This is a genomic window from Streptomyces mirabilis, from assembly GCF_018310535.1.
Classification (GTDB): domain Bacteria; phylum Actinomycetota; class Actinomycetes; order Streptomycetales; family Streptomycetaceae; genus Streptomyces.
In genome coordinates this window covers 8,689,588-8,708,830 of sequence record NZ_CP074102.1, presented here as the reverse complement: position 1 = coordinate 8,708,830, position 19,243 = coordinate 8,689,588, and the positions used below count along the sequence as shown (strand labels likewise).

Annotated in this window: 14 protein-coding genes and 2 pseudogenes; 5 read left to right on the top strand and 11 right to left on the bottom strand. The window is 69.2% G+C overall.

Annotation, left to right across the window (positions count from 1 at the left end):
- Positions 1-107: 107 nt before the first annotated feature.
- Together SMIR_RS43950 and SMIR_RS38695 are read right to left on the bottom strand one after the other, a co-directional pair.
- A complete protein-coding gene (locus tag SMIR_RS43950; RefSeq protein WP_249938561.1) occupies positions 108-1,790 on the bottom strand; it encodes a DUF2637 domain-containing protein in 1,683 nt (560 codons plus the stop codon).
- A gap of 466 nt (positions 1,791-2,256) precedes the next feature.
- Positions 2,257-3,573 carry an MFS transporter gene (locus SMIR_RS38695; RefSeq protein ID WP_212728092.1) on the bottom strand — a complete coding sequence of 439 codons (1,317 nt, stop codon included), beginning with the start codon at positions 3,571-3,573 and terminating at the stop codon, positions 2,257-2,259.
- A gap of 88 nt (positions 3,574-3,661) precedes the next feature.
- Here SMIR_RS38695 and SMIR_RS38690 point away from each other — a divergent pair, with 88 nt between their 5' ends.
- The gene (locus SMIR_RS38690; RefSeq protein ID WP_168488671.1) at positions 3,662-4,642 is read left to right on the top strand and encodes an ArsR/SmtB family transcription factor; all 981 of its coding nucleotides are present in this window, start codon (positions 3,662-3,664) and stop codon (positions 4,640-4,642) included.
- Positions 4,643-4,651: 9 nt separating this feature from the next.
- Here the strand turns inward: SMIR_RS38690 and SMIR_RS38685 are convergent.
- The 3 genes and pseudogenes from SMIR_RS38685 to SMIR_RS38675 all read right to left on the bottom strand — a co-directional run.
- Positions 4,652-5,032 (bottom strand): annotated as a pseudogene (locus SMIR_RS38685) (transposase); the annotation flags it as partial.
- 272 nt (positions 5,033-5,304) lie between these two features.
- Complete coding sequence (locus tag SMIR_RS38680) at positions 5,305-7,512, bottom strand: ATP-binding protein (protein ID WP_248002769.1); 2,208 nt, start codon at positions 7,510-7,512, stop codon at positions 5,305-5,307.
- Positions 7,513-7,852: 340 nt separating this feature from the next.
- Positions 7,853-8,635 (bottom strand): intradiol ring-cleavage dioxygenase, encoded by a 783-nt coding sequence (locus SMIR_RS38675; RefSeq protein ID WP_168488713.1) that lies wholly within the window; start codon positions 8,633-8,635, stop codon positions 7,853-7,855.
- A 534-nt stretch (positions 8,636-9,169) separates the two neighbouring features.
- Between SMIR_RS38675 and SMIR_RS38670 the strand changes: the two genes are divergently transcribed.
- The gene (locus tag SMIR_RS38670) at positions 9,170-9,403 is read left to right on the top strand and encodes a hypothetical protein (RefSeq protein ID WP_168488715.1); all 234 of its coding nucleotides are present in this window, start codon (positions 9,170-9,172) and stop codon (positions 9,401-9,403) included.
- A gap of 255 nt (positions 9,404-9,658) precedes the next feature.
- Complete coding sequence (locus SMIR_RS38665; protein WP_168488717.1) at positions 9,659-10,282, top strand: hypothetical protein; 624 nt, start codon at positions 9,659-9,661, stop codon at positions 10,280-10,282.
- Between the two features lie 578 nt (positions 10,283-10,860).
- Here SMIR_RS38665 and SMIR_RS43940 read toward each other — a convergent pair.
- Complete coding sequence (locus tag SMIR_RS43940) at positions 10,861-11,043, bottom strand: hypothetical protein (protein ID WP_168486583.1); 183 nt, start codon at positions 11,041-11,043, stop codon at positions 10,861-10,863.
- A 145-nt stretch (positions 11,044-11,188) separates the two neighbouring features.
- Positions 11,189-11,335, bottom strand: a pseudogene (locus SMIR_RS43935) (hypothetical protein); the annotation flags it as partial.
- 301 nt (positions 11,336-11,636) lie between these two features.
- Here SMIR_RS43935 and SMIR_RS38655 point away from each other — a divergent pair.
- Both SMIR_RS38655 and SMIR_RS38650 read left to right on the top strand, forming a co-directional pair.
- Complete coding sequence (locus tag SMIR_RS38655; RefSeq protein WP_168488720.1) at positions 11,637-13,556, top strand: hypothetical protein; 1,920 nt, start codon at positions 11,637-11,639, stop codon at positions 13,554-13,556.
- Positions 13,557-13,763: 207 nt separating this feature from the next.
- Positions 13,764-14,096: a hypothetical protein gene (locus tag SMIR_RS38650; RefSeq protein WP_212728089.1), complete on the top strand. Its 333-nt coding sequence runs from the start codon at positions 13,764-13,766 to the stop codon at positions 14,094-14,096.
- A gap of 887 nt (positions 14,097-14,983) precedes the next feature.
- Here the strand turns inward: SMIR_RS38650 and SMIR_RS38645 are convergent.
- The 4 genes from SMIR_RS38645 to SMIR_RS38635 form a co-directional block, all read right to left on the bottom strand.
- Positions 14,984-15,862: an alpha/beta fold hydrolase gene (locus SMIR_RS38645; protein ID WP_168488724.1), complete on the bottom strand. Its 879-nt coding sequence runs from the start codon at positions 15,860-15,862 to the stop codon at positions 14,984-14,986.
- A 530-nt stretch (positions 15,863-16,392) separates the two neighbouring features.
- Positions 16,393-16,962, bottom strand: a complete 570-nt coding sequence (locus SMIR_RS38640) for a TetR/AcrR family transcriptional regulator (RefSeq protein ID WP_168488726.1) — start codon at positions 16,960-16,962, stop codon at positions 16,393-16,395.
- A 306-nt stretch (positions 16,963-17,268) separates the two neighbouring features.
- A complete protein-coding gene (locus tag SMIR_RS44440) occupies positions 17,269-17,397 on the bottom strand; it encodes a hypothetical protein (protein WP_282190291.1) in 129 nt (42 codons plus the stop codon).
- Between the two features lie 278 nt (positions 17,398-17,675).
- The gene (locus tag SMIR_RS38635) at positions 17,676-19,175 is read right to left on the bottom strand and encodes an MFS transporter (protein ID WP_168488728.1); all 1,500 of its coding nucleotides are present in this window, start codon (positions 19,173-19,175) and stop codon (positions 17,676-17,678) included.
- Positions 19,176-19,243 lie beyond the last annotated feature (68 nt).

Below are 19,243 nucleotides of genomic sequence, written 5' to 3'. Positions count from 1 at the left end.
CGTGAGGTCGCCGCGGACGGTGCGGAGTGCCTGCATGCGGGCCCCTCCGTGGTGACAGCGATGGGTGTTGCGCACTGGTCGCGGTGGGCTGCGCACGGCGCATTCGTTCAGCGTGATTGCGCAGCGACGTCGGTGCGGTGGCGGATGACGGCGTGCCAGCGGCGCTCGAAGTCTGCGGTGTGCTCTGCGATGGTCGCCGCCGTGATGGGCTCGTTGTACTGGAGGGTGATTCCCCGGGCTGCGCAGGCCTCGGCGACGGTTTTCAACGAGGGCTGTTCACTGCGCCCTCGGTGCTCGGCCCAGACGCTGTAGATCCGGAAGGGCAGGAGGTAGCGGCGTAGCGTGCTCGCGGCGGCGGGCCGTCCGTTGCGGCCGACCACGCCCTTCTCACCCAAGTACTTCGACAGGTCAACGCCGTTGGGCTCGGCACCGCGCTGCTGCTGATACTCCACCCATGCGAGGTAGTAGCGATCGACAGTGGTGAGGCCGCTTTTCTCGGCCGGAGGCTGGGGCGGTATCTGCTCGCCCGCCAGCCCGTCGATGGCAGCGTTCACTTTCGGGCCGCGCTTCTCCTCTGCGGCGTGCGCCCCCGCGCCAACGGGCTCGGCCTGGGGATCGGACACGCTCGGGGACGGCACGGGAGGCAACTGCTCGCCAAAGCCAGCGACTGCTTCTTCGACGGGCGGTTCAGCGTCACCGAACTCCCGCTCCTGGAAGGCGGCGACGAAGTCCTCCAGGTCCTCGCCCATGAGGGGCTGGCCGGTAGCCCCGGTGATGCCGTCCCGCTGGAAGACATACGCGGCGAGAGCGGCGGCATCGGGGTACTGATCATGCTCTCCCGCGTAGGCGAGCCAGGCACTGTAGAAGAACTCTTCCCACGACGGCTCTTCTTCCAGAACACCGTCCGGGGCGATCGCGGGATCGGCCGGTGGTGCATAGCGGTGCTGGAGGACTCGGAGCAGGGGCTGCAGTTGTTCGTCAGAGAGGGGGCCGCCGGCCGCGCGCGAGGGCTCCAGCTCCCGATGCTCGGGGAGGGCGGGGGCTGCTGGAGCCGGCGCGCGCGCCACCTCCAACTGCGGCGCCGGGGGCAGGAGGGCCGGTTTGATGCCAGCGGCAGCGAGGCCGGAGGGGGCGGTCTCGGCGAGCGGGACGCCGTAGCGGGCCAGGCGCAGCGGCATCAGCGACTCCACCGGGGCCTTGCGGCGCCAGGCGCGGCCGAAGCGGGAGTGAAGGCGGGCCTGGTAGACGAGGCGGTCCTGCTCCAGCTTGATGACCTGCTCGTAGGAGCGTAGCTCCCACAGCTTCATCCGGCGCCACAGGAGGAAGGTGGGGAGCGGGGAGAGCATCCAGCGGGTGAGGCGGACGCCTTCCATGTGCTTGTCGGCGGTGATGTCCGCGATCCGGCCGATCGCGTGCCGGGCCGCCTCGACGGAGACCACGAACAGGACCGGGATGACGGCGTGCATGCCGACGCCCAGCGGGTCCGGCCAGGCCGCCGCGCCGTTGAAGGCGATCGTCGCGACCGTCAGCAGCCACGCCGTCTGGCGCAGCAGCGGGAAGGGGATGCGGATCCAGGTCAGCACGAGGTCCAGGGCGAGCAGGACGCAGATACCCGCGTCGATGCCTATCGGGAAGACGTACGCGAAGTTCCCGAAGCCCTTCTTGAGGGCCAGCTCGCGCACGGCCGCGTAGGAACCCGCGAAGCCGATTCCCGCGATGACGAGCGCACCGGCGACAACCACCCCAACCAAAGACCGCTGCACGCGCGTTAACCGATGACGCTCCCCCACCGTCCCCCGCCTCCAAGGCTCCGCCCTGCCGCCGAGCCCGTTCCCAGCCGCACACCACGCAAGACGGCACCATCCCCCACAACAGCTCCTCTAAACCCAAACCTCCCGGCGGAGCACAGCACTCACGCAAACCAACTCTTGCATCAACTCTTACCTCGCCCCCGAGCGCGTCGGCGTACCCATGCTCCCCGGCTCGTTGCCGCACAGATCCTCAACCGGCTGCAAACGCTCACCGGTCAAACACCTTCAGCTCAAGGCTGTTCGGACCCCTGTCCCGCAGCGGCCGGGACGAGGTCGGTCTCGGCGGTCACGCTTCGAACAGCCTTGAGGAGTATGGCCGGTTGATCGCGTCCCGGCATAGCTTGCACGGATCCAGCCTCACAATGAGCTATCGGGAATGGCTGTCTGTCAGAGAGACGTGGGGGTGGGCTGCGTGACGGCACGCGGCCGACCCGACCTGCGACGGTTACTGCGCAGGAGCACTACACGCATGCTGTTCGGTGCCGTTCTCTGATCCCGTTGAGTAGTTCGGGACGGGGACCGGGGATGTGGGCAGGTGCCAGGTGAGAATCCAGCCGGCGGTAAGCGCCGCCGCGCCGCCTGCCAGGGCGATTGCGCCGCCTGTTCCGATGCCTGCGGCCACCGAGCCGAAGCAGGCCGGCCCAACGCCCTGAAGCGTCATGCTGCCGGAGCCCAGCAGGCCGAAGGCCTGGCCCTGGCCATCCTGCGGCAGGGCGTCCAGGAACGGCCGTTGCAGGCCGAGGCCGTAGGCGAATCCGAAGCCGCAGAGCAGCAGCAGACAGGACGAGACGCCCACTCCGGGCTCGGCGGCGAAGCCGACCAGCGGCAGTCCCATCAGCGCAATCAGCGGGACTACCAGTCGCTCCCGGGTGGGTGGCCGTAGGAGTCGCCCCACCAGCAGGTCACCGACAAGCATGCCGACCGGCAGACAGCCCATCAGCACCGCGTACCAGCCGGGCGCGAAGTGGCGTCCTCCCGCGTAGGCGACGATCAGGCCTTCCGCGCCCGCTACGAACGCGCACGGTAGCCACTGGGCCAGCATCAGTCGTCGCACTGTGCGTCCGCGCAGCAGCAGGCCGGCACCGCGCAGGCTTGCCCGGACGGCCCCGCCATCGCCCCGAGCGCTGCCGGGTGTGCCGCCGAACTCTCCCGGCTGCAGCCGGGGTAGCCGGATGCGGATAGCGAGCGCGCAGCCGAGGTAGAGGGCGGCGCTTACCGCGAGTGCCCGGTGCGGGCCGAGTACCGCGACGGCCACACCTCCCAGCGCCAGACCGAACAATTGCGCGCCGGAGGAGGCGATGTTGTTCAGTGAACGGCCCAGCACATAGGCGTCGCCCTCCAGCCACTGCGCGACCAGCCGACTCGACGCGCCGCTGAACACCGGTGTGGCGAGGGCGACCAGCGCCACGACACCGAGGCTTGCCGCGATCGGCATCCGCACCAGGGCGAGCAACAGGGCGGCGGCGCACTCCAACGCGTAGCCGCCGACGATGAGCGCGCGGGGCGGCAGTCGGTCGGCCAGTGAGCCCAGCAGCAGCGAGCCGAACAACTGCGGGAGAAAGCCGATACCGAAGGCCAGCGCGCTCAACAGCGCGGAGCCGGTGGCCGAGAAGACCAGCACCGAGAACGTGGTGATCCGCAGCGAGCCCGCAGTGATCGCGACGGTGCGGGTCGAGAAGAGCAGCCGGAATCGCGGCTCGGCCAGCACCTCCCGGTAGGTGGCACGGTGGTTGCCCTGCGCGGGTTCGGCGGTTGGGATCATGACGCCCAGCCTCGACGTGCGCCCACGCCACTCACCAATGATTCGCCGCTGGACGAATCGGAACGGACGTCCCGGGTAGCATGGCCGGGTGCTGCGCTTCGAAGTCTCCGTCGAGGACCTGCTGCGCAGCCGCTTCGCACTGTCGCCCGCGCTGGACCTCTGCCTACTGCTGCGCTCGCTCGCCGGTCAAGGCCAGCCGCTGCCGCGAGCCTGGGCCACCCGGCTCCTGCCGGCCTTTGAACGGCTTCGCCGTGAGACCGAACTGGACGCCGCCCTCGCGCTGCACACCCCGCAAGGCGGACCGAACTTCGTCGCCCCGCCCCCGCGCGGCCTCAACCAGACCTGGGCAGACGACCTGGCCGTGATCCGGGCCACACCGCTGGAAGCGGCCCGCCACGAATTCGCCACCACTGCGACCGGCCCGTCCGCCCGTGATCCCCGCGTACGCGCAGTGCTGGACTCGGCGGACGCCGTCTCCAGGATCGCCGAGGCGATGGACCAGGCGTGGCACGAGCTGCTCGCCGCGGACTGGCCGCAACTGCGCGCGATCTGTGAGCGCGATGTCGTGCACCGGGTGGGGGTGATCGGCGAACACGGATGGGCCGCGACCATCGAGAGCCTGCACCCGGGCGTCGCCTGGCAAGCCGGCGGTATCGAGATCGGCCACTTCCCCCAAGTCGGAACAGTCCGCCTCGCCGGTGACGGGCTCCTGCTGATCCCTTCGGTCTTCGTCGCGAATATCGCCGCCCACCTGGAAGACCCCTGGCCCAGGACCTTGGTCTATCGTGCCCGCGGAACCGCCGCCCTGTGGGGCGAACAAGAGACCGTCCCCCAACCGGACGCGCTGACCGCTCTGGTCGGCCGGGCCCGAGCCCGGCTGCTGGTGGCGCTGGACGCCCCGGCCAGTACCAGCCACCTCGCCCGAAGCCTCGCCATGACACCCGGCGCGGTAGGAGACCACCTCGCCATCCTGCGAGGCGCGGGGCTGCTCGTCCGCGCCCGGTCCGGACGGTCGGTGCTCTACCGGCGCACCCCGCTCGGCGAGGCACTGGTCGCCGGTTCGGGTTGAGGGCTCAGATCAGCACTGCTTTTTGAGGCGCCTCCAGCAGATGATTGCGCAGCCGAGGGTGAGGAAGGCCTGGTGGATGTCGGCGCGGACTTCCCAGCGGATACGCAGTCGGCGGAACCAGCGCAGAAGTGCGAAGGCCGCTTCGACGACCCAGCGGTTCTTGCCCAGGCCGCTTCCGTGCTCGGTGCCGCGCCGGGCGATGAGCGGGCGGATGCCCAGCTCACGGACCTGGCGGCGGTAGATGTTGTGGTCGTAACCGCGGTCGGCGTAGAGGACGTCGGGGCGCTGACGGGATCGTCCGCGCTTGCCGCGGATGGGCGGTACGGCGTGGATCAGGGGCAGGCGCTGGGTGACGTCGTTGCGGTTGCCACCGGTCACGGTGGCGGCCAGAGCACCGCGCAACACTTTCCACTGCCAGGTCCGCACCCGCGTCGAGCACGCCAGTCGCCCGCACGGAAACGGACAGATCTTCCGCAACTGCCGCGTCGAGGACGAATGCATCCCTCATGAGGTGAGCGGAATCTCCGTTCCAGACGACCTGCCTCGCGGGAGTCCAGCTCAATGCCTGAGCGCGGCCTCGTCCGAGAAGGACCCGTCTTGCCGAGGTAGGGACTCGGGTCCGATACGCGCACTTGTTGGGTAATTAATGGGGCCCTGCGTCGTCAGGAATTGTCCCTGGTTCGTGCGGCCACCCACAGAGCGATCCGGGTGCGTGAGCGCAGGCCCAGTTTGTCGCGGACCTTGTCCAGGTGGGTGGCGACAGTACGCTCTGAAAGACCTAACCGTGCAGCGATCTGGCGGTTGGTCAGTCCCTCGGCGACGAGCTCGGCGACCGTGAACTCCCGGCCCGTGAGCGGGAACTGGTCCACGACGATCGCCGTGGCGTCAGAGGCCGAGCTAGGGTAGCCGCTCCCTCTCCGCAGGGCGTATGCGACGAGCCGGTCTCCCCGCAGTCGCCGGCCGCCGCTGACAGCAGCGTCCTGCGCAGCGGCCGACAGCCCTGCTCGCGCACGAGCCGCGGTCAGTTCCACCCGTCGGCGCCACGGGTCCTCCGGCTCGGTGTCCAGCCGACGGCGTGCCTGCGCGCTCGCCTCGTACAAACGCAGGGCTCGCCGCAAGTCACCGCTCTCGGCGGCCACGAGGGCCAGGCCCTCGACCGGATACAGCGCGTGGAAGCTTGCTTCGGGGACGATCCGGAGCACCTCGCCGAACAGTGCCTCGGCGTTGTCCAGACGGCCCAGGGACAGCCGTACGGCGCCGGCGGTGTGTAGGGCGGCGGCAGCCCGGCTCCAGTGCGCCTGCGCCCTGAGCACCGGAAGACAGCGAGCCATGAGCAAGTCGGCCTCGGCCTCCTCGCCCGCCTGAAGCAGGGCCCAAGCCAGGTGGTGGGTGCACCATGCTGTGTCCTCCCGTCGGCCGAGCGCGGAGACGACACGCAGGCAGTAGCGCAGGTCCGCGACGGCGGCGGCGAATTCACCACGGCACAGCCGTGCTGCCGCCCGCGCGTCCAGTGCATTGGCGAGACCAGCGGGGTGGTCACGCGTGCGTTCCTGGCGTACCGCCTGCTCACCAAGGCGTAGCGCTGCGGCCAGGTCGGTCTGCTGGCAGGCGACACGGGCGGCGAGTGCCGCTACCGCGCCGCCGAGGCCAGGCCCGGCAGGCAGCCGCAGAAGTCCGTCCAGTAGCGAGCGGGCGGCCGAAGGCTGTTCCTGCTGGTAGTACACGCGGGCCAGTTCCAGGGCCAGCCGGTCGCTCAAGGGGCCATCGCTGCCGTTGGCGCTGGCCAGGGCCGCTGCGAGATTGTCCCGTTCGCCGGTGAGCGGCCCACCGGCCTGGTCGGCGAACACCTCGCCACCGGTGAGTTCCGCGAGGCTGTCCAGCCAGTCGAGGGACCGCCGCCGTACGGCGTCCAGCTCGCCCGACACGATCAGACGCTCCATGGCGCAGGCGCGAACGGCGTTCAGCTGCCGGAAGCGCGCGGGGTGTGCGCTGCCCGGCAGCCGTACGATCAGCGACTTGGCCTCAAGTCCGCACAAGATGCCGATAATTTGGCGTGGGGCGACGCCGCCGCCGGCGCAGACTGCCTCGGCGGCGCCCGTGTCGAATCCTCCGACGAGCACCGCGAGGCGCCGGAAAACCGCCTGTTCCGTCGGCTCGAGCAGCCGATGGCTCCAGCCGATCGCGGCGGTCAGTCCGTTGTGACGACGGGGACCGGTCCGGCTTCCGTCGGTCAGAAGCGACAGCTGGAACAGCCGGTTGTCCAGTCCGGCGAGGATGTCGCCCAGTGGGAGCGTGCCGACGCGGTGCGCCGCGAGTTCGATGCCGAGCGTCAGACCGTCCAACCGACGACATATCTCGGCAACGGTCGCAGCGTTGCTACGCCGGAGGGTGAAGCCGGGCGCACGACTGGCGGCGCGTTCGACGAACAAGCGGACGGCGTCCGAGCGCAGGAGGGCGGCAGGGTCGTCACCGGTGCTGGTCGGCGGCAGAGACAGCTCGCCGACCCGGAACACGGTCTCTCCGGGAACCCGCAGCGCCTCCCGACTGGTGGCCAGGATTCGCAACCGGGGGCAGTGACTCAGCAGGGTCGCGGCCAGCTGAGCGCACGGCTCTGCCAGATGTTCGCAGTTGTCCAGGATGACAAGCCGGGAGGTGTTGCCGATCGCACGGACCAGGGCGTCGGTGCCGGATCGCTCCGCTCGCTCGCCCACGCCCAGCGCGGTGGCCACGGACTGCGCGAGCGGAGCGTCGTCGTGCAGCGAGTCGAGTTCGATCAGGTCAACCCGCGCGTAGCGCCCAGGCAGCCCTTTGGCGAACTCCAGCGCCAGCCGCGTCTTGCCGACGCCTCCGGCTCCGGTCAGCGTGAGCAAGCGCGATGTCCTCAGCAGGGTGCGCAGGACGGAGAGTTCCTGGCGTCGCCCCACGAAGGAGTCGAGCGCTTGCGGCAGCCCGCGACCCGAAGCCGGAGGGGAGGCATCCGGTGAAGTTGGTCGTTTCCCTCCGGAGCCTTTGTGTATCGAGCGTCTCCTGAACGCCCGTTGTCGGCACGCATTGGAGCAATACCGAGCTGGCCGACCGCCGTGTGGTCCGGCGGTCAGCGCCGCTCCGCATAACTCGCATGTCCTGTGCCAGGTCATCCCCGATTCCTGGCCGCGAGCTTCCTGGGCAAAACCTTCCAGTCTCATCGGCTCGGCCGCCCGAGAGGGTGCGTCAGGGTGTTGCGGCGGGATTGACACCGAGTACGACGGTGCCGACTACTCCCTTGCCGAGGTCGCTGCCGGCCAGGGTGATGCTGAGCAGGGTCGAGGATCCGCCATTGCGGTATATACCGTCCCTTGCGTTGAGAGTGCGGGTGGCCGTGTTGTTCCGGTAGGGGGTCAACGCGGCGATCTTGGTGTTGTACGTCTCGGGGAAATAGAGCTGGCCCGTGTGGGAGACGTGGCCTCCGTGGTAGGTCCCGTTGGACACGGTCCCGCCGGCATGGGTTTTGAGGTGGATGTGGAGTGCGCGGCCGACGTACCAGCCGGGATAGACGGTAGTGAACTCCGCGACGCCGGCGGAGTCGGTCAGCTGCACGCCTCGCAGGAATGTCGTGTCCGGTGTTGAGCCGCCCGCGGCGTAGCCGGAGTAGACACCGAGCGCGTCGCACTGCCAGATATCGACCGCCGTGTTGGGCAACGGGAAGCAGGTCGCGATGTCAACGACCGTCACACGGAGAGTGAGTGGGACGCCCGCCTTGCCTTCGGTGATGTTCTTGCGGACCGTCTCGAGGTCCAGATAGTAGGGGCCTTCGGTCTGCTCGGGCGTCAGGACACAGGCAGCGGCCAGTCCGGCGCCAGTCTGGGGTGTGTCGCCTGGGTCTGCGGCTGCGGCTCGCGAAGCCGGGATTCCGAGAGCGGCCACGCCGAGGGCTGCTCCACCCAGGGTGGCGAGGATGGATCTGCGGGTGGCGTCGGTCTGCTCCGCAGGTTCGTGGTGGGGGGTTTCAGTCATGCCGCCACGATGGCCCGTCCAGCGGCATACCGGATCGGTCGGACAACCGATGAATCGGGCGCGTTACGAAACCCACCGCGTCCCGGATCCGGCCGCAGCCAGGCCCTGCTGCTCCCTGCACGGACGACTGCGTCGGCGCGGCGCTTCGGCCTGGCGAGGTTCATGGGGTCAGCATTTGACTGGGCCCGCTTCCCACCCGGCGGGCGCGTAACGGAGGGGACTCACTCCTTCAGATAGCCGGGATCCCGCGTAAAGGCACCGGGCTCACCACAGCCATCAGGATGCCTGGTTGATCCAGGAGAGTTCTCCACGATCGAGGCGCCGGCGCGTGCGGGTGACGGCCACGTAGGCGAGGCGAGCTTCTTCGTCGCCGATGGGCCTGGCAGAGCACAGCCTGTGTCGTCTTGCTGGTCGCTGTCTTGGGGTGATGCCGCAGTCTTCGCTCAGAGACCAGGACGTCGTGTGCGAGCCCGCGCCGCCCAGTGAGCTCTGCGCCCCGTCCCGCTGGTTCTGCCGAGCAGGTAGGCCCCGGCCGTGCAACTGACCGCAGTGGTCCTGGCCACCTACACATCGGGCACGGCCGGCAGCGCCGACATGGAGGCGCTCGCACGTCTGTGCGGCCATTCACCCCACCAGGCCGAGGAACTTCTGGACCGGCTGGTGGCTTCGCGCTCGCTGGCTGCCTGGCACTACTGCCGGGATACCGACGAAGTCGCCTGGCGCCTGTCTCTCCAGGTCAGAGTGGGCCGCGCGGCGGCTCAGCAGTGACAGCACAACGGTCAGCAACTGCATCACATGCCCCGCGTCTGCCGGCTGCTCACCCTGCACGGGAGAGTGGAGGTATCACGCGACAGGAACATCCGGTTGCCCTCGTGCGTACTATCTCTAAACTGCCGCATGCTGCGGCAGTTGTGTCCTGCAGGTGATCCGGTCATCTCAGACGGGATCACCCACTTCCATCCGTTCGCGCACATGGCTCCTGCTTTCACCGCCGTGCCCGCGGACTGCAGAAAGGCCCATGTCATGCCTGAAAGCCAGACCCACTCCACAGAACTGACCTCACAGTACGTCGCCCAGGTGACGGGCGATCTTGAGCGCAATACCAAGGAGCAGGAACGTATCGGTGTGGAGATCGAAGCCCTGCAGGAGCAGTTGCGTGCCCTGCAGCACGACCACACCGTGCTGGTGAACATGCAGCAGGCACTCGGCACTGCAAGTCCCGCCGCGGAGGCAGCCCCGGCAGCCGCACCGTCCGTGCCTCACCAGACCTCCGCGGAGCCCAAGCAGAGCAAGCCGAAGAAGGCGGCCGCCACCAGCGCGAAAAAGACGGCATCCAAGAAGCCCGCCGCCAAAACCTCGTCCGTGAAGGCGTCCACGGCAGCGGCCAAGCCGACCCTCGTCGAGCTGATCCGTGGTCACCTGGAGCAGGAGAGCGAGCCGCGTTCCGCTGCCGAGATCACCACCGCGCTCACGCAGGCCCACCCCGACCGGAGTGTGAAGACCACGGTCGTGCGCACCACCCTCGAAGGGCTGGTCGCCAAGAGCCATGCTCACCGCGCCAAGCAGGGCTCGTCGGTCTTCTACACCGCCGCGGCCGTCTCGCAGCCTGCTGCGGCCGAGCCGCAGCAGGAGGCAGTGGCCGGCTGAGCTTCCTCCGGCCGCTCAACGAGCTGTCTCCATGCCGCACCCCGGTGGCGCACCCTGGCCGAGAGATCAGCGCGAAGGGCGCAATCTGCGCGCGGCGGTGCGGGACTGAGGCGGCGCCGAGCAGACCAGGTAACGGATCTTGCTGGAGTCTTGGCCCATGACTTCGGCGGCTGCGGTGCTGCTGCAGTCGAGCAGGCAGTGCAGTACCAGGGCGTCGTACTGCAGGGTGGGGCAGTCGCTTTGCGGCCGCGGGACGGGGCGCTGGGTGCGGATAATAGGCGCTCAGCAGCGTCCATGCCCTGGCGACGGGGTTGGGATGGCTGACCATGTGGGGCCACTGACGGCCAGTTCTCCCAGTGCGCAGCGCACCACGCGGTGCGCATCCTTCTCGGGCAGATGAGCGCGCGCGTAGTCCAAGTCGCGATCCCGGTACAGGGTGCAGAACGCCTCGAAGACGGGATGCAGGGCGGACGTGAGCAAGGCCGGGGGCCGTGGTGTATGCGGGCTTTCGCTGCGCGGGCGTGGGGCCGGGGTGCGGGACGTGGTGATGCAGCGTGGCTGCACTGAGGTGTGTTGTGTCATCCGAAGGCCTCGGCGAGCAGGCTGGAAGGAGGGGCGCTTGCGTGTGGTGGGGGCGGTGGCCCGGCTGCGGCGGCGCGTGCGGCGTCCCACAGGGGCCGCAGCGAGGTGGCTTCGGCGTGCAGGGCGGTGACGAGTTCTTCGACGGCCTCCCAGGGAGGCAGGAACGTGCCGTGCAGCATGGCTGTGATGTCGCTGGAACTGAGGTGGGTGTGGTCGCCTATCGCGGCGGGCGCCGGCTGTGCGGCCGCCAGGTGCAGGCCGCGCAGCGCGGCGGCCGTCGCCGGGCCCGTTCCCCGCGGCCTGCGCGGGGCCGCAGAAGAACCGCCGGACCCGCAAGGCGAGTTCGGCTCTCCGTCCGGCAGAGGGCAGATCTGCCGGAAACCGCAGGTAGGAGCTGTGGACCCGTTCCGTCCAGTGGGAGCAGTCGGGGCAGGCGGCCCCAATGGGCGTGCGCCGTGCCTCGACGCGCATCGCCTCGCCGTTCGTATGCACGGCGACGACGGCGACACCAGGGTCGATGGGAACAACAACTCCTGCAGCCGGGACAGCACCTCGTTCACGGCTACCGAATGTCGGCCGTTTCACTCGCGCCAGGAGCGATTTCGAGGCGACTTGCATACTACCGAAAGGAAGATCAACAACTACAAGGCGTCGCCACGTCCGAACTTGCGCCCGAACGACATCGCAGCCAATGACGTGTACGCGGGTGAGGGCTGGCTGCGCCTGGGCTGAGGGCCTTGTCCCACCGCGACTCGGCGGGGATCATGACCGCGTGCAACACCGAGAGGAACTCCACGAACTGCTCCCATGCGCCGGACTCACGGTCGTCGAGGACATGCGCCCGGGCAGCCTGTTCCCGCCGGAGGCCGGCTGGCGGATCGCGCGGGGGATCGCGGCGCCGGACGGCGCGGTCCGGGAAGCGCTCGACGCCGCGTGGTGGCGCCGCCTTGCAGATGCCGACGGCGAGTTCCTGGTGGCCGTCCTCGGACATCGGATCGGCGGCAACGACTCCTGGTGGACCCGGGTCCGCTGCGCCGACGGCGGTGTGCCGGGGCTGACCGGCGACCCCGGGTTCGTGGCGCTCTCCCTCGACGGGCAGGTGCTGCTGGCGGAGGTGCCCGGCGCGGACGGGCCTCGGGTGACGGCCCTCGACCGACTACCGGAGCGGCTGGAAGAGGCCGCCGCGGCCGCCGGGCACGAGACGGAGGTCGACCGCGCCGAGGTGTGGGCGGCGGTGCCCGGCCGGCCGGCATGGCCTTTGCACTGGGCGGAGGGGATCGGGTCCAATCCGGCCGCGCCGGACGAGCTGCTGATCCGGCTGCTGGATGTGGAGGTGGGCTTCCTGCACGGCTGCGACCGGCCCGCCGTACTCGACGCCGCAGTGGCGCATCCCGATCCACGCGTGCGCTCGAGGCCCGCGGACACCTTCCGGCCCAAGCTCACGTCCGATCAGTGGGTACGCCTGGTCCGCGCCGAACCGTCGCCGAGCCGGCGCGTGCTCTGGGCCGACCATGCCTGCGCCTGGGGCGTCGAACTCCCCGGGGACATGTACAACGACGTCCTCGCCGGCCCGTCCCGCGCTCAGGCCGCCGAACTCCCGGGGCTCCCCGCACACCACCTCCCCAGCCTCGCGGCCGACGCCGATCCCCGGGTGCGGGCGACAGCCTGCGCCCGGTGGGAAGACCTCGCCGCGCCGCTGCGGGCGCGACTGCTGGCCGACACCGACGACGCGGTGCGTACTGCGGCGCTGCTCGCCCACCACAACGGCGTCCCCATGCCTCGCGACGTCCTTGCCGCGCTGCCCGCGCCCCGGCGCGCGCTCGAACAGTGCCGTCTCTCGCCCGAGCTGGAGGCGGAGCTGGTCCGGGACGGGGACGCGGAGGTACGCCGAGCGCTGGCCGCCAACCCGCGGCTCAGTGCACACAGCGTCGCCGTCCTGGCGGAGGACCCATACGACGACATCCGCTCGGCGGTGGCGCTGCGGCCCGACCTCAACGAGGAGCAGCGTGCCGCGGTGCGCTATGACTTCGACCCGACGTCAATGTCGCGCACTCTGCCCTGGGTCGAAGGCCTGCACGGTGACGCCGACGCGATGCGCCGCCTCGCCGTATCGTCCCATCCGCTCATCCGCCGAAGCGTGGCCCGTGCCCGGCATCTTCCACCGGACGTCGTGGAGCGTCTGGCGCGGGACGAGGACCGCACGGTCCGCCTGTTCCTCGCCGAATCGTGCGATGACGCGCCGGCCGAGATGCTGCTGGAGGTCTGGCGCTGGTGGGACGGCAGCTTCACTCACCCCGACCGCCCCCGCAGCCACCCCAACTTCCCCCGTACGGGCCTGCTGCGCTACGCCGGCGACCCCAGTGGGCGGATGCGCCGCCTGGCCCTGGACGATCCGGAGTCCACGCCTGCCGACGTCGCACGTCTCGCCCGCGACCCAGAAGCCGAGGTGCGCCGCCGCGCGGCCGAGGACACCCGGCTGTCACCGGCCGACGCGGTGCGGCTGCTGAACGACCCAGCGGCCCACGTCCGCGGGACCGCGATGCGCAATCTGCGGCTGCCGGCCCGCGTCCTTGCCGAGCTGCTGCACGACCGCGACACGGCATGCGCGGCGGTCACCAATCCGGCGATCCCGGTCCCCGTCCTGCACCGCATCCTGGCCGCGGCCGCGGCAGCCGTGGCAGCCCGGCGCTGAACACCGCCACCCCGCAGGGCGGCCATGGCGGTCTGACCCTGAACTCCGGCACACCCCCGCCTGGGCGGCTCGAGTTCGGGTCTGGCACATCACGGAACTTGCGCCAGACCCCCAAAAAAGGGCGCTGTCACGTAGTTCGTTCACACGATCACGGGCCGGACCGCCCGGACCGCCCTCACCGCCGTCGCGCTCGCGCACCCGGGCTTCGTGGCCTTCGTGACCGGCAGCGTCGCCTACTTCTCCCACTACTCCAGCTATCCGTCCTTCTGGCTCCTGCCACCGCTGATCATCTGCGCCCACCTGTTCATCGGCAGCTTCTACGGCCGTCGGCAGCTGCGCACCGCCTTCGCCATCCTGATCGCCCCGCCCGTAGTCCTTCTCATGACCGTTGGCTTCGGGCTGATGTTCAGCGATCTGCGCAGGGCGGACGTCAACCCCGTGGTGATGGGGATGGTGTGGGCCAGCCTCTTCTCGCCCGGAATGCTCGCGCTCACCTACGCCTTCCGCGCCTGGTTCGGACAGATCCAGTTCGCCGTCTAGAGGTAGCACCATCAGCCCCACAACCAGCTGTACCTGCTCGGGTGTACCCGATCCCGAACGCGCGGGCAGTCTCCAGAGTGCGCTGCTCGCGCTCGCTGAGATCCCGGCTGACGAGGTCGGCCTCCGTGATGCTCATGCCCCGTGACACAGCGGCATCTATCGTTGCCCATGGGCGATTGGGGGTCGTCGTAGTGCGGGACACACGACTGGTGCAGACGGCAGTGATCGGGGACGAGCACTCGGACGTACCCGTCGTACTGCCGACCGAGGCCATCGAGCTGGACGGGTTCCGCCGCTCTCATGCCCACGACACCTTCTGGTGCGGACTCCTGCTCGGCGGATGCGGAGCCCAGCTCGCGCACAAGTTGTACGTCGACAGGCAGTGCCATTTCCAACACTTTCCGCAGGCCAACGGCCCTCCGCACGCCTGCCGGAGGCCGAAGGTCGGCGAGTCCAGCGCCGATCACCTGTATGTGAATTCCCTGATGATTGTGCGAGTTCAAGCTTCAGGGGAGGTGCCTGTTGAGGGCGTGGTACGTGGTCAGGGTCCCGGACTCGGGGCGGTGGGGGACGATGCCTACGGAGGGGGTTCTCGGCGTCGGGGACCTGCCGGAGGCGGTCGCTCGAATCGGGCCGCTGCGGTCCTCACCGACCAGCAAAGCCAGTCGGCGCCCCGCTCGCTGGGCGCAGACAACGTCGTTGCCTTCCGTCCGTCCGAGGAATGACGCTGCGGGCCCGCTTCGAGGGCGATGCCCAGGTGGCGCCAGGTATATCAGGCCAGAGCCCTGATCAGCCACTATCGCCGACGATGCGACCCACTGCCACATGATCTCGGCGGCGCTTCGGTCATGCACCGTTCCTTTGCGTGCCAGGACGTCGGGCGGCGGTCACGCCGCTGCGCTCAACAGATCGGCGAGGATGCCGGGCCGTTCCAGCGCGATGAAGTGGCCCGCTCCCGGCACCTGCGTGAAGTCGGCGGCCGGCAGTAGTTCCGTGTTGGCCTCCCGGTCCGAGGGTCGGGACCAGTCGTTTTCCCCGTAGACGAGGTGGACGGGTGCCTTGACCTCGGGGTAGCGCGAGCGGGCGGCGATGAGACTGGGCAGGCTCTGGTACACGGCCCGGGCGACGGTCGGGTAGCCGGGGCGGCTGCCCACCTGGAGGAGCTCGTCGACGTAGTCTGCCCGCAAAGCAGCCTTGTCGCCCAGCCCGCCCTGCAGGATCCTGCGGAGGGCGGCCTTGGGCTCCACCCCGGCGATCACCGGGCCCACTCCCGGCATGAGGACACCGCTGACAACCACGCGGGCGAGGAGACTCGACCGGGCGATTCCGTCGCGGAAGTCGTACGTGTTGACCGCGACGACGCGCCGTACCCGCTCCGGGAGATCGGCCGCGGAGGTCAGGGCGAGCACCGCCCCCATGGACTCCCCGACCAACGTCACGTCGTGGAGGTCCAGTTCGGTGAGGAGCCGCTTGACGCCCGCGCGCATGGCCGGCTCGTCGTACGAGGCGCCGGGCACGATCTCGGAGTAGCCCATCCCCGGCAGGTCGAGGGCGTACACCGTGTACTGGTCCGCGATCAGGGGGATGAGGTGGCGGAAGTGCTCGGCCTGGGTGCGTACGGTGTGCAGCAGGACGACGGGAGCACCGGTGCCCGCCTTGAGGTAGCGCAGGGTTCCCTCGCGGTCGTTGCGTCTCCCGCGCGAAGCGAGGGTGTGGCTGGTGGTCCCCGGAATGTGAATCGTGGGACGTGGCTCTGGGCTGGGCATCTCGCTGGCTCCCTTTGTGTGAACTGCTGCGGACAGGTGATTCGGATACGGTTCGCCCGAAGGGGCGTGACCATGGCCCAGCCCTTGGATTCATTGAGAAACCGACCGGTTTCCATCATCGTAAACCGATCGGTTTCCGCTCACAAGGCTGAGGTTGCCATCCGCAGCAACAGGGTCAGTGCGCAGGAGAGACGCGAAAGTGTCATCCGCGCAGCGGTCGCCGAGTTCGCGCTCAAGCTACGGCACCTCTGAACACTCCAGATGCAGGTGTAGGGCTACGCCGCCGCGGCAGCGGCCGAGGCCCAGGGTGATGCGGCGAAGTGGTCCGGGCCGGCTGGATGAGGCCCTGAGGAACCGTGCACCCGGCGTTGGGTGCTGGTGTCGACGAGACGGCGGCCTTCCCTGCGCGCGGCATGCTCGTCAACACCCTTTACGGCCATCAAGCTCCCCTCCGATTGCCGGGAGTCAGGGACATGAAGCCATCAACCCGGGGAGCGCACGGTCACGGCACCCGCTCGAAAAGGGATGCGTCAGCGCATGCCTGCCGCGCCGAGCAGGGTGGCCACCGTGGGCGCGACGAGCCCGGTCAGTTTGTCGGCGCCGATCCCGGCGCGGGCGCTGGCGCCGTCGAAGACCAAGATGAGCTGCCGGGCCAGCAGGTCGGGATCGCTCGCCCCGCCCTGTTCGGCCTCGGCGCGGAAGAAGGCTGTCAGGTTCGCCTTGACCCGGTGGGCCACTCGGCTCGCGGGGTGGCTCTGGCCTTTGAGCTCGATCTGAGCAGCCAGGTATCGGCAGCCTTGGAAGTCGGGCGTACCCGCCTGCTCCTCCAACTGGTCGAAGACGTGCAGGATCCGCTCGCGAGGTGACCGACCGTCGTCCGCCGCGGGCAGGAGGGTCGCCACGAAGGCGGAGGAGCGCTCCTCCAGACTCGCCGCGAGCAGTTCGTCCTTGCTCTCGAACAGTTGGTACAGGGAGCGCTTCGACACTCCGGCTGCCTTGCACACGGCGTCGATGCCGATGCTGACACCGTCTCGATAGGTGAGCGTGGCCGCTGCCTCCAGCAGCCGCTCTCTGGTACTTGGCTTCACTTCGGTGGTCATACCGCGAGGTTAACTCAATGTGGACAAATTGAAAACCGATCGGTTTACGGCGCTTTGCCGGGGCGATCTTCGCGCCGCCCACGGGCCGGGCGGGCATGTGAGTACGGTTCCGCTAGGCCGGGGCGGAGGTCTTCTCGGGGCTTCGTCCGGGCGGGGGGCGCGGTGCAGCCCCTGGCGGCCGCCCGTCACCCCCGAAGCCGGAGAGTGCGTCCGCGATGAGGCCGACGGCCATCCACACCCAGCCCCTGGCCGGGCTCGCGCCCACTGGGCGCCGTTGTAGAGGATCGAGCGGATACCGCCGGTGTCCTACCGCAGTGGCTCGAACTCTGCGAGGAAGCGGTAGCAGACGGGCAGCACCTTGAGCCCACCGATCCCGGAGATCGCGATGGCGCACACCGGGTACAGCCACAGCAGCGGCAGACAGGAGGGGCACATCCCCATGAGGCTGGCCGCGCCCGCCAGACCGGTGTGACCATCGGCCCCGGAAATGCAGCCCATCGTGGATCTGACGCCGTGTTGACGGAAGGTGCCCGCTACCTGCGAGGATCAGTTCCCTGAAGACGGATCGCGCGCATAGCAGTGGGCACCATCTCGGAGACTGCCCTGCCTTCCTACGCTGATCTGTGCCTTGAGGACACCAATCAGCGCAGGTAGCAGGGCATTTCCCGCAGTCCACTCGTTGTGGCAGGCGCGTATCCCCGGTGGATTCAGGCTCAGTGGGCGATCACGGGCTCGCCCTCCGACGGCGCCAGGGCCGAATTCGGCAACAGGAACGCCGCGAGCACGGCACCGACGACGAAGATCCCGGCGCCCCACACCAGGGTGGACGTGTAGCTCTCGACCCCGGCCTGGGCCACGGTCAGCGCGCCGGGCTTGTGCGAGGACAGGTAGTCGGTCGCGGCCGATGAGGCAACGGTGGTCAGCAGTGCCGTGCTGATCGAGCCGCCCACCTGCTGGCTGGTGTTGATCAGCGCCGAGGCGACGCCCGCGTCCTCGTGGTGCACGCCTGCGGTCGCACCCTGGAACGCGGTGGTCATCACCCCACCGATACCGAGACCCAACAGGATCATGCCCGGCATGATGTTGGCGACGTAGCTACTGTCCAGCGTGAGCTGGGTCAGCAGGGCCATGCCGGATGCGGAGACCAGGAAGCTGACGCTGACCACGGCCTTCGGGCCGACCTTGGGCAGCAGCAGTGAAGGCACCGTGGTCGACGAGGCGACGATGCCGCCGACCATTGGCAGGAAGGACAGACCGGCCTCGATCGGCGAGTAGCCGATGCTGGCCTCCAAGTAGTAGGTCAGGAACAGGAAGATCGAGAACATTCCCATGCCCAGGACGAACACGGCCAGGAACGAACCACCTCGGGTCCGGTCCAGCACGACGCGCAGCGGCAGCAGCGGATGCGCGACCCTGAGCTCCAGCCATGCGAAGACCGCGAGCAGCACCACGCCGCTGATCACGGAGCCGAGGGCGACCGGGTCGGTCCAACTGGTGGATTCGACGTGCGCGAACCCGTAGACGATGCCGAACAGCGCGGCGCTCACCACGACGGTGCCAGGAATATCTATTTTGGGTCGCTTGGTGACCACGGGCTTGGCCAGCAACAGCAGCGCACCAGCCAGCGCGACGGCCGCGAAGATGACGTTCACGTACATCACCCAGCGCCACGACGCCCATTCGGTCAGCATGCCGCCGAGCAGGAGTCCGACCGCTGCGCCCGCACCGGACAACGCACTGAAGATGCCGAAGGCTTTCGGCCTTTCGGCCGGCTGGGTGAAGGTCACGCTGAGCAGTGAGAGCGCCGCGGGCGCGAGCAGAGCGGCGAAGAGGCCCTGGGCCGCGCGTGCCGCGACGAGTATTTCGAAGCTGGTGGCCGCGCCGCCGACGACGGATGCGGCCGCGAAACCGATCAGGCCGGTCACGAAGGTCGTACGTCGGCCGAACAGGTCGCCGAGTCGGCCCCCGAGCAGCAGCAGGCTGCCGAACGCCAGGGCATACCCCGTGATGACCCACTGCCGGCTGCCGTCGCTGAAACCGAGGTCGTGTTGCGCTTCGGGCAGCGCGATGTTCACGACGGTCGCGTCGAGCGTGACCATGAGCTGCGCCGTGCCCAGCACGACGAGCACCCACCAGCGCACGGCATGTGAGCCGCGGCGGCCCGAGTCTGCTTTCCCGGAGGCGGGTGCCTCACGGTCGAAGGTGGTAGTCATGTCTTCCCTTTGTTGCTGGTCATAGGCCGAACACCGACCGGAAACCGATCTGTTTCCACTCAGGTAAA

Bases quoted from the DNA above. Each gene is read 5' to 3' on its own strand.
- SMIR_RS38635 (WP_168488728.1), bottom strand. From the start codon at position 19,175: ATGACTACCACCTTCGACCGTGAGGCACCCGCCTCCGGGAAAGCAGAC.
- SMIR_RS38645 (WP_168488724.1), bottom strand. From the start codon at position 15,862: ATGCCCAGCCCAGAGCCACGTCCCACGATTCACATTCCGGGGACCACC.
- SMIR_RS38665 (WP_168488717.1), top strand. From the start codon at position 9,659: ATGCCTGAAAGCCAGACCCACTCCACAGAACTGACCTCACAGTACGTC.
- SMIR_RS38695 (WP_212728092.1), bottom strand. From the start codon at position 3,573: ATGATCCCAACCGCCGAACCCGCGCAGGGCAACCACCGTGCCACCTAC.
- SMIR_RS38675 (WP_168488713.1), bottom strand. From the start codon at position 8,635: ATGACTGAAACCCCCCACCACGAACCTGCGGAGCAGACCGACGCCACC.
- SMIR_RS38640 (WP_168488726.1), bottom strand. From the start codon at position 16,962: ATGACCACCGAAGTGAAGCCAAGTACCAGAGAGCGGCTGCTGGAGGCA.
- SMIR_RS43940 (WP_168486583.1), bottom strand. From the start codon at position 11,043: ATGCTGCACGGCACGTTCCTGCCTCCCTGGGAGGCCGTCGAAGAACTC.
- SMIR_RS44440 (WP_282190291.1), bottom strand. From the start codon at position 17,397: ATGTGCCCCTCCTGTCTGCCGCTGCTGTGGCTGTACCCGGTGTGCGCC.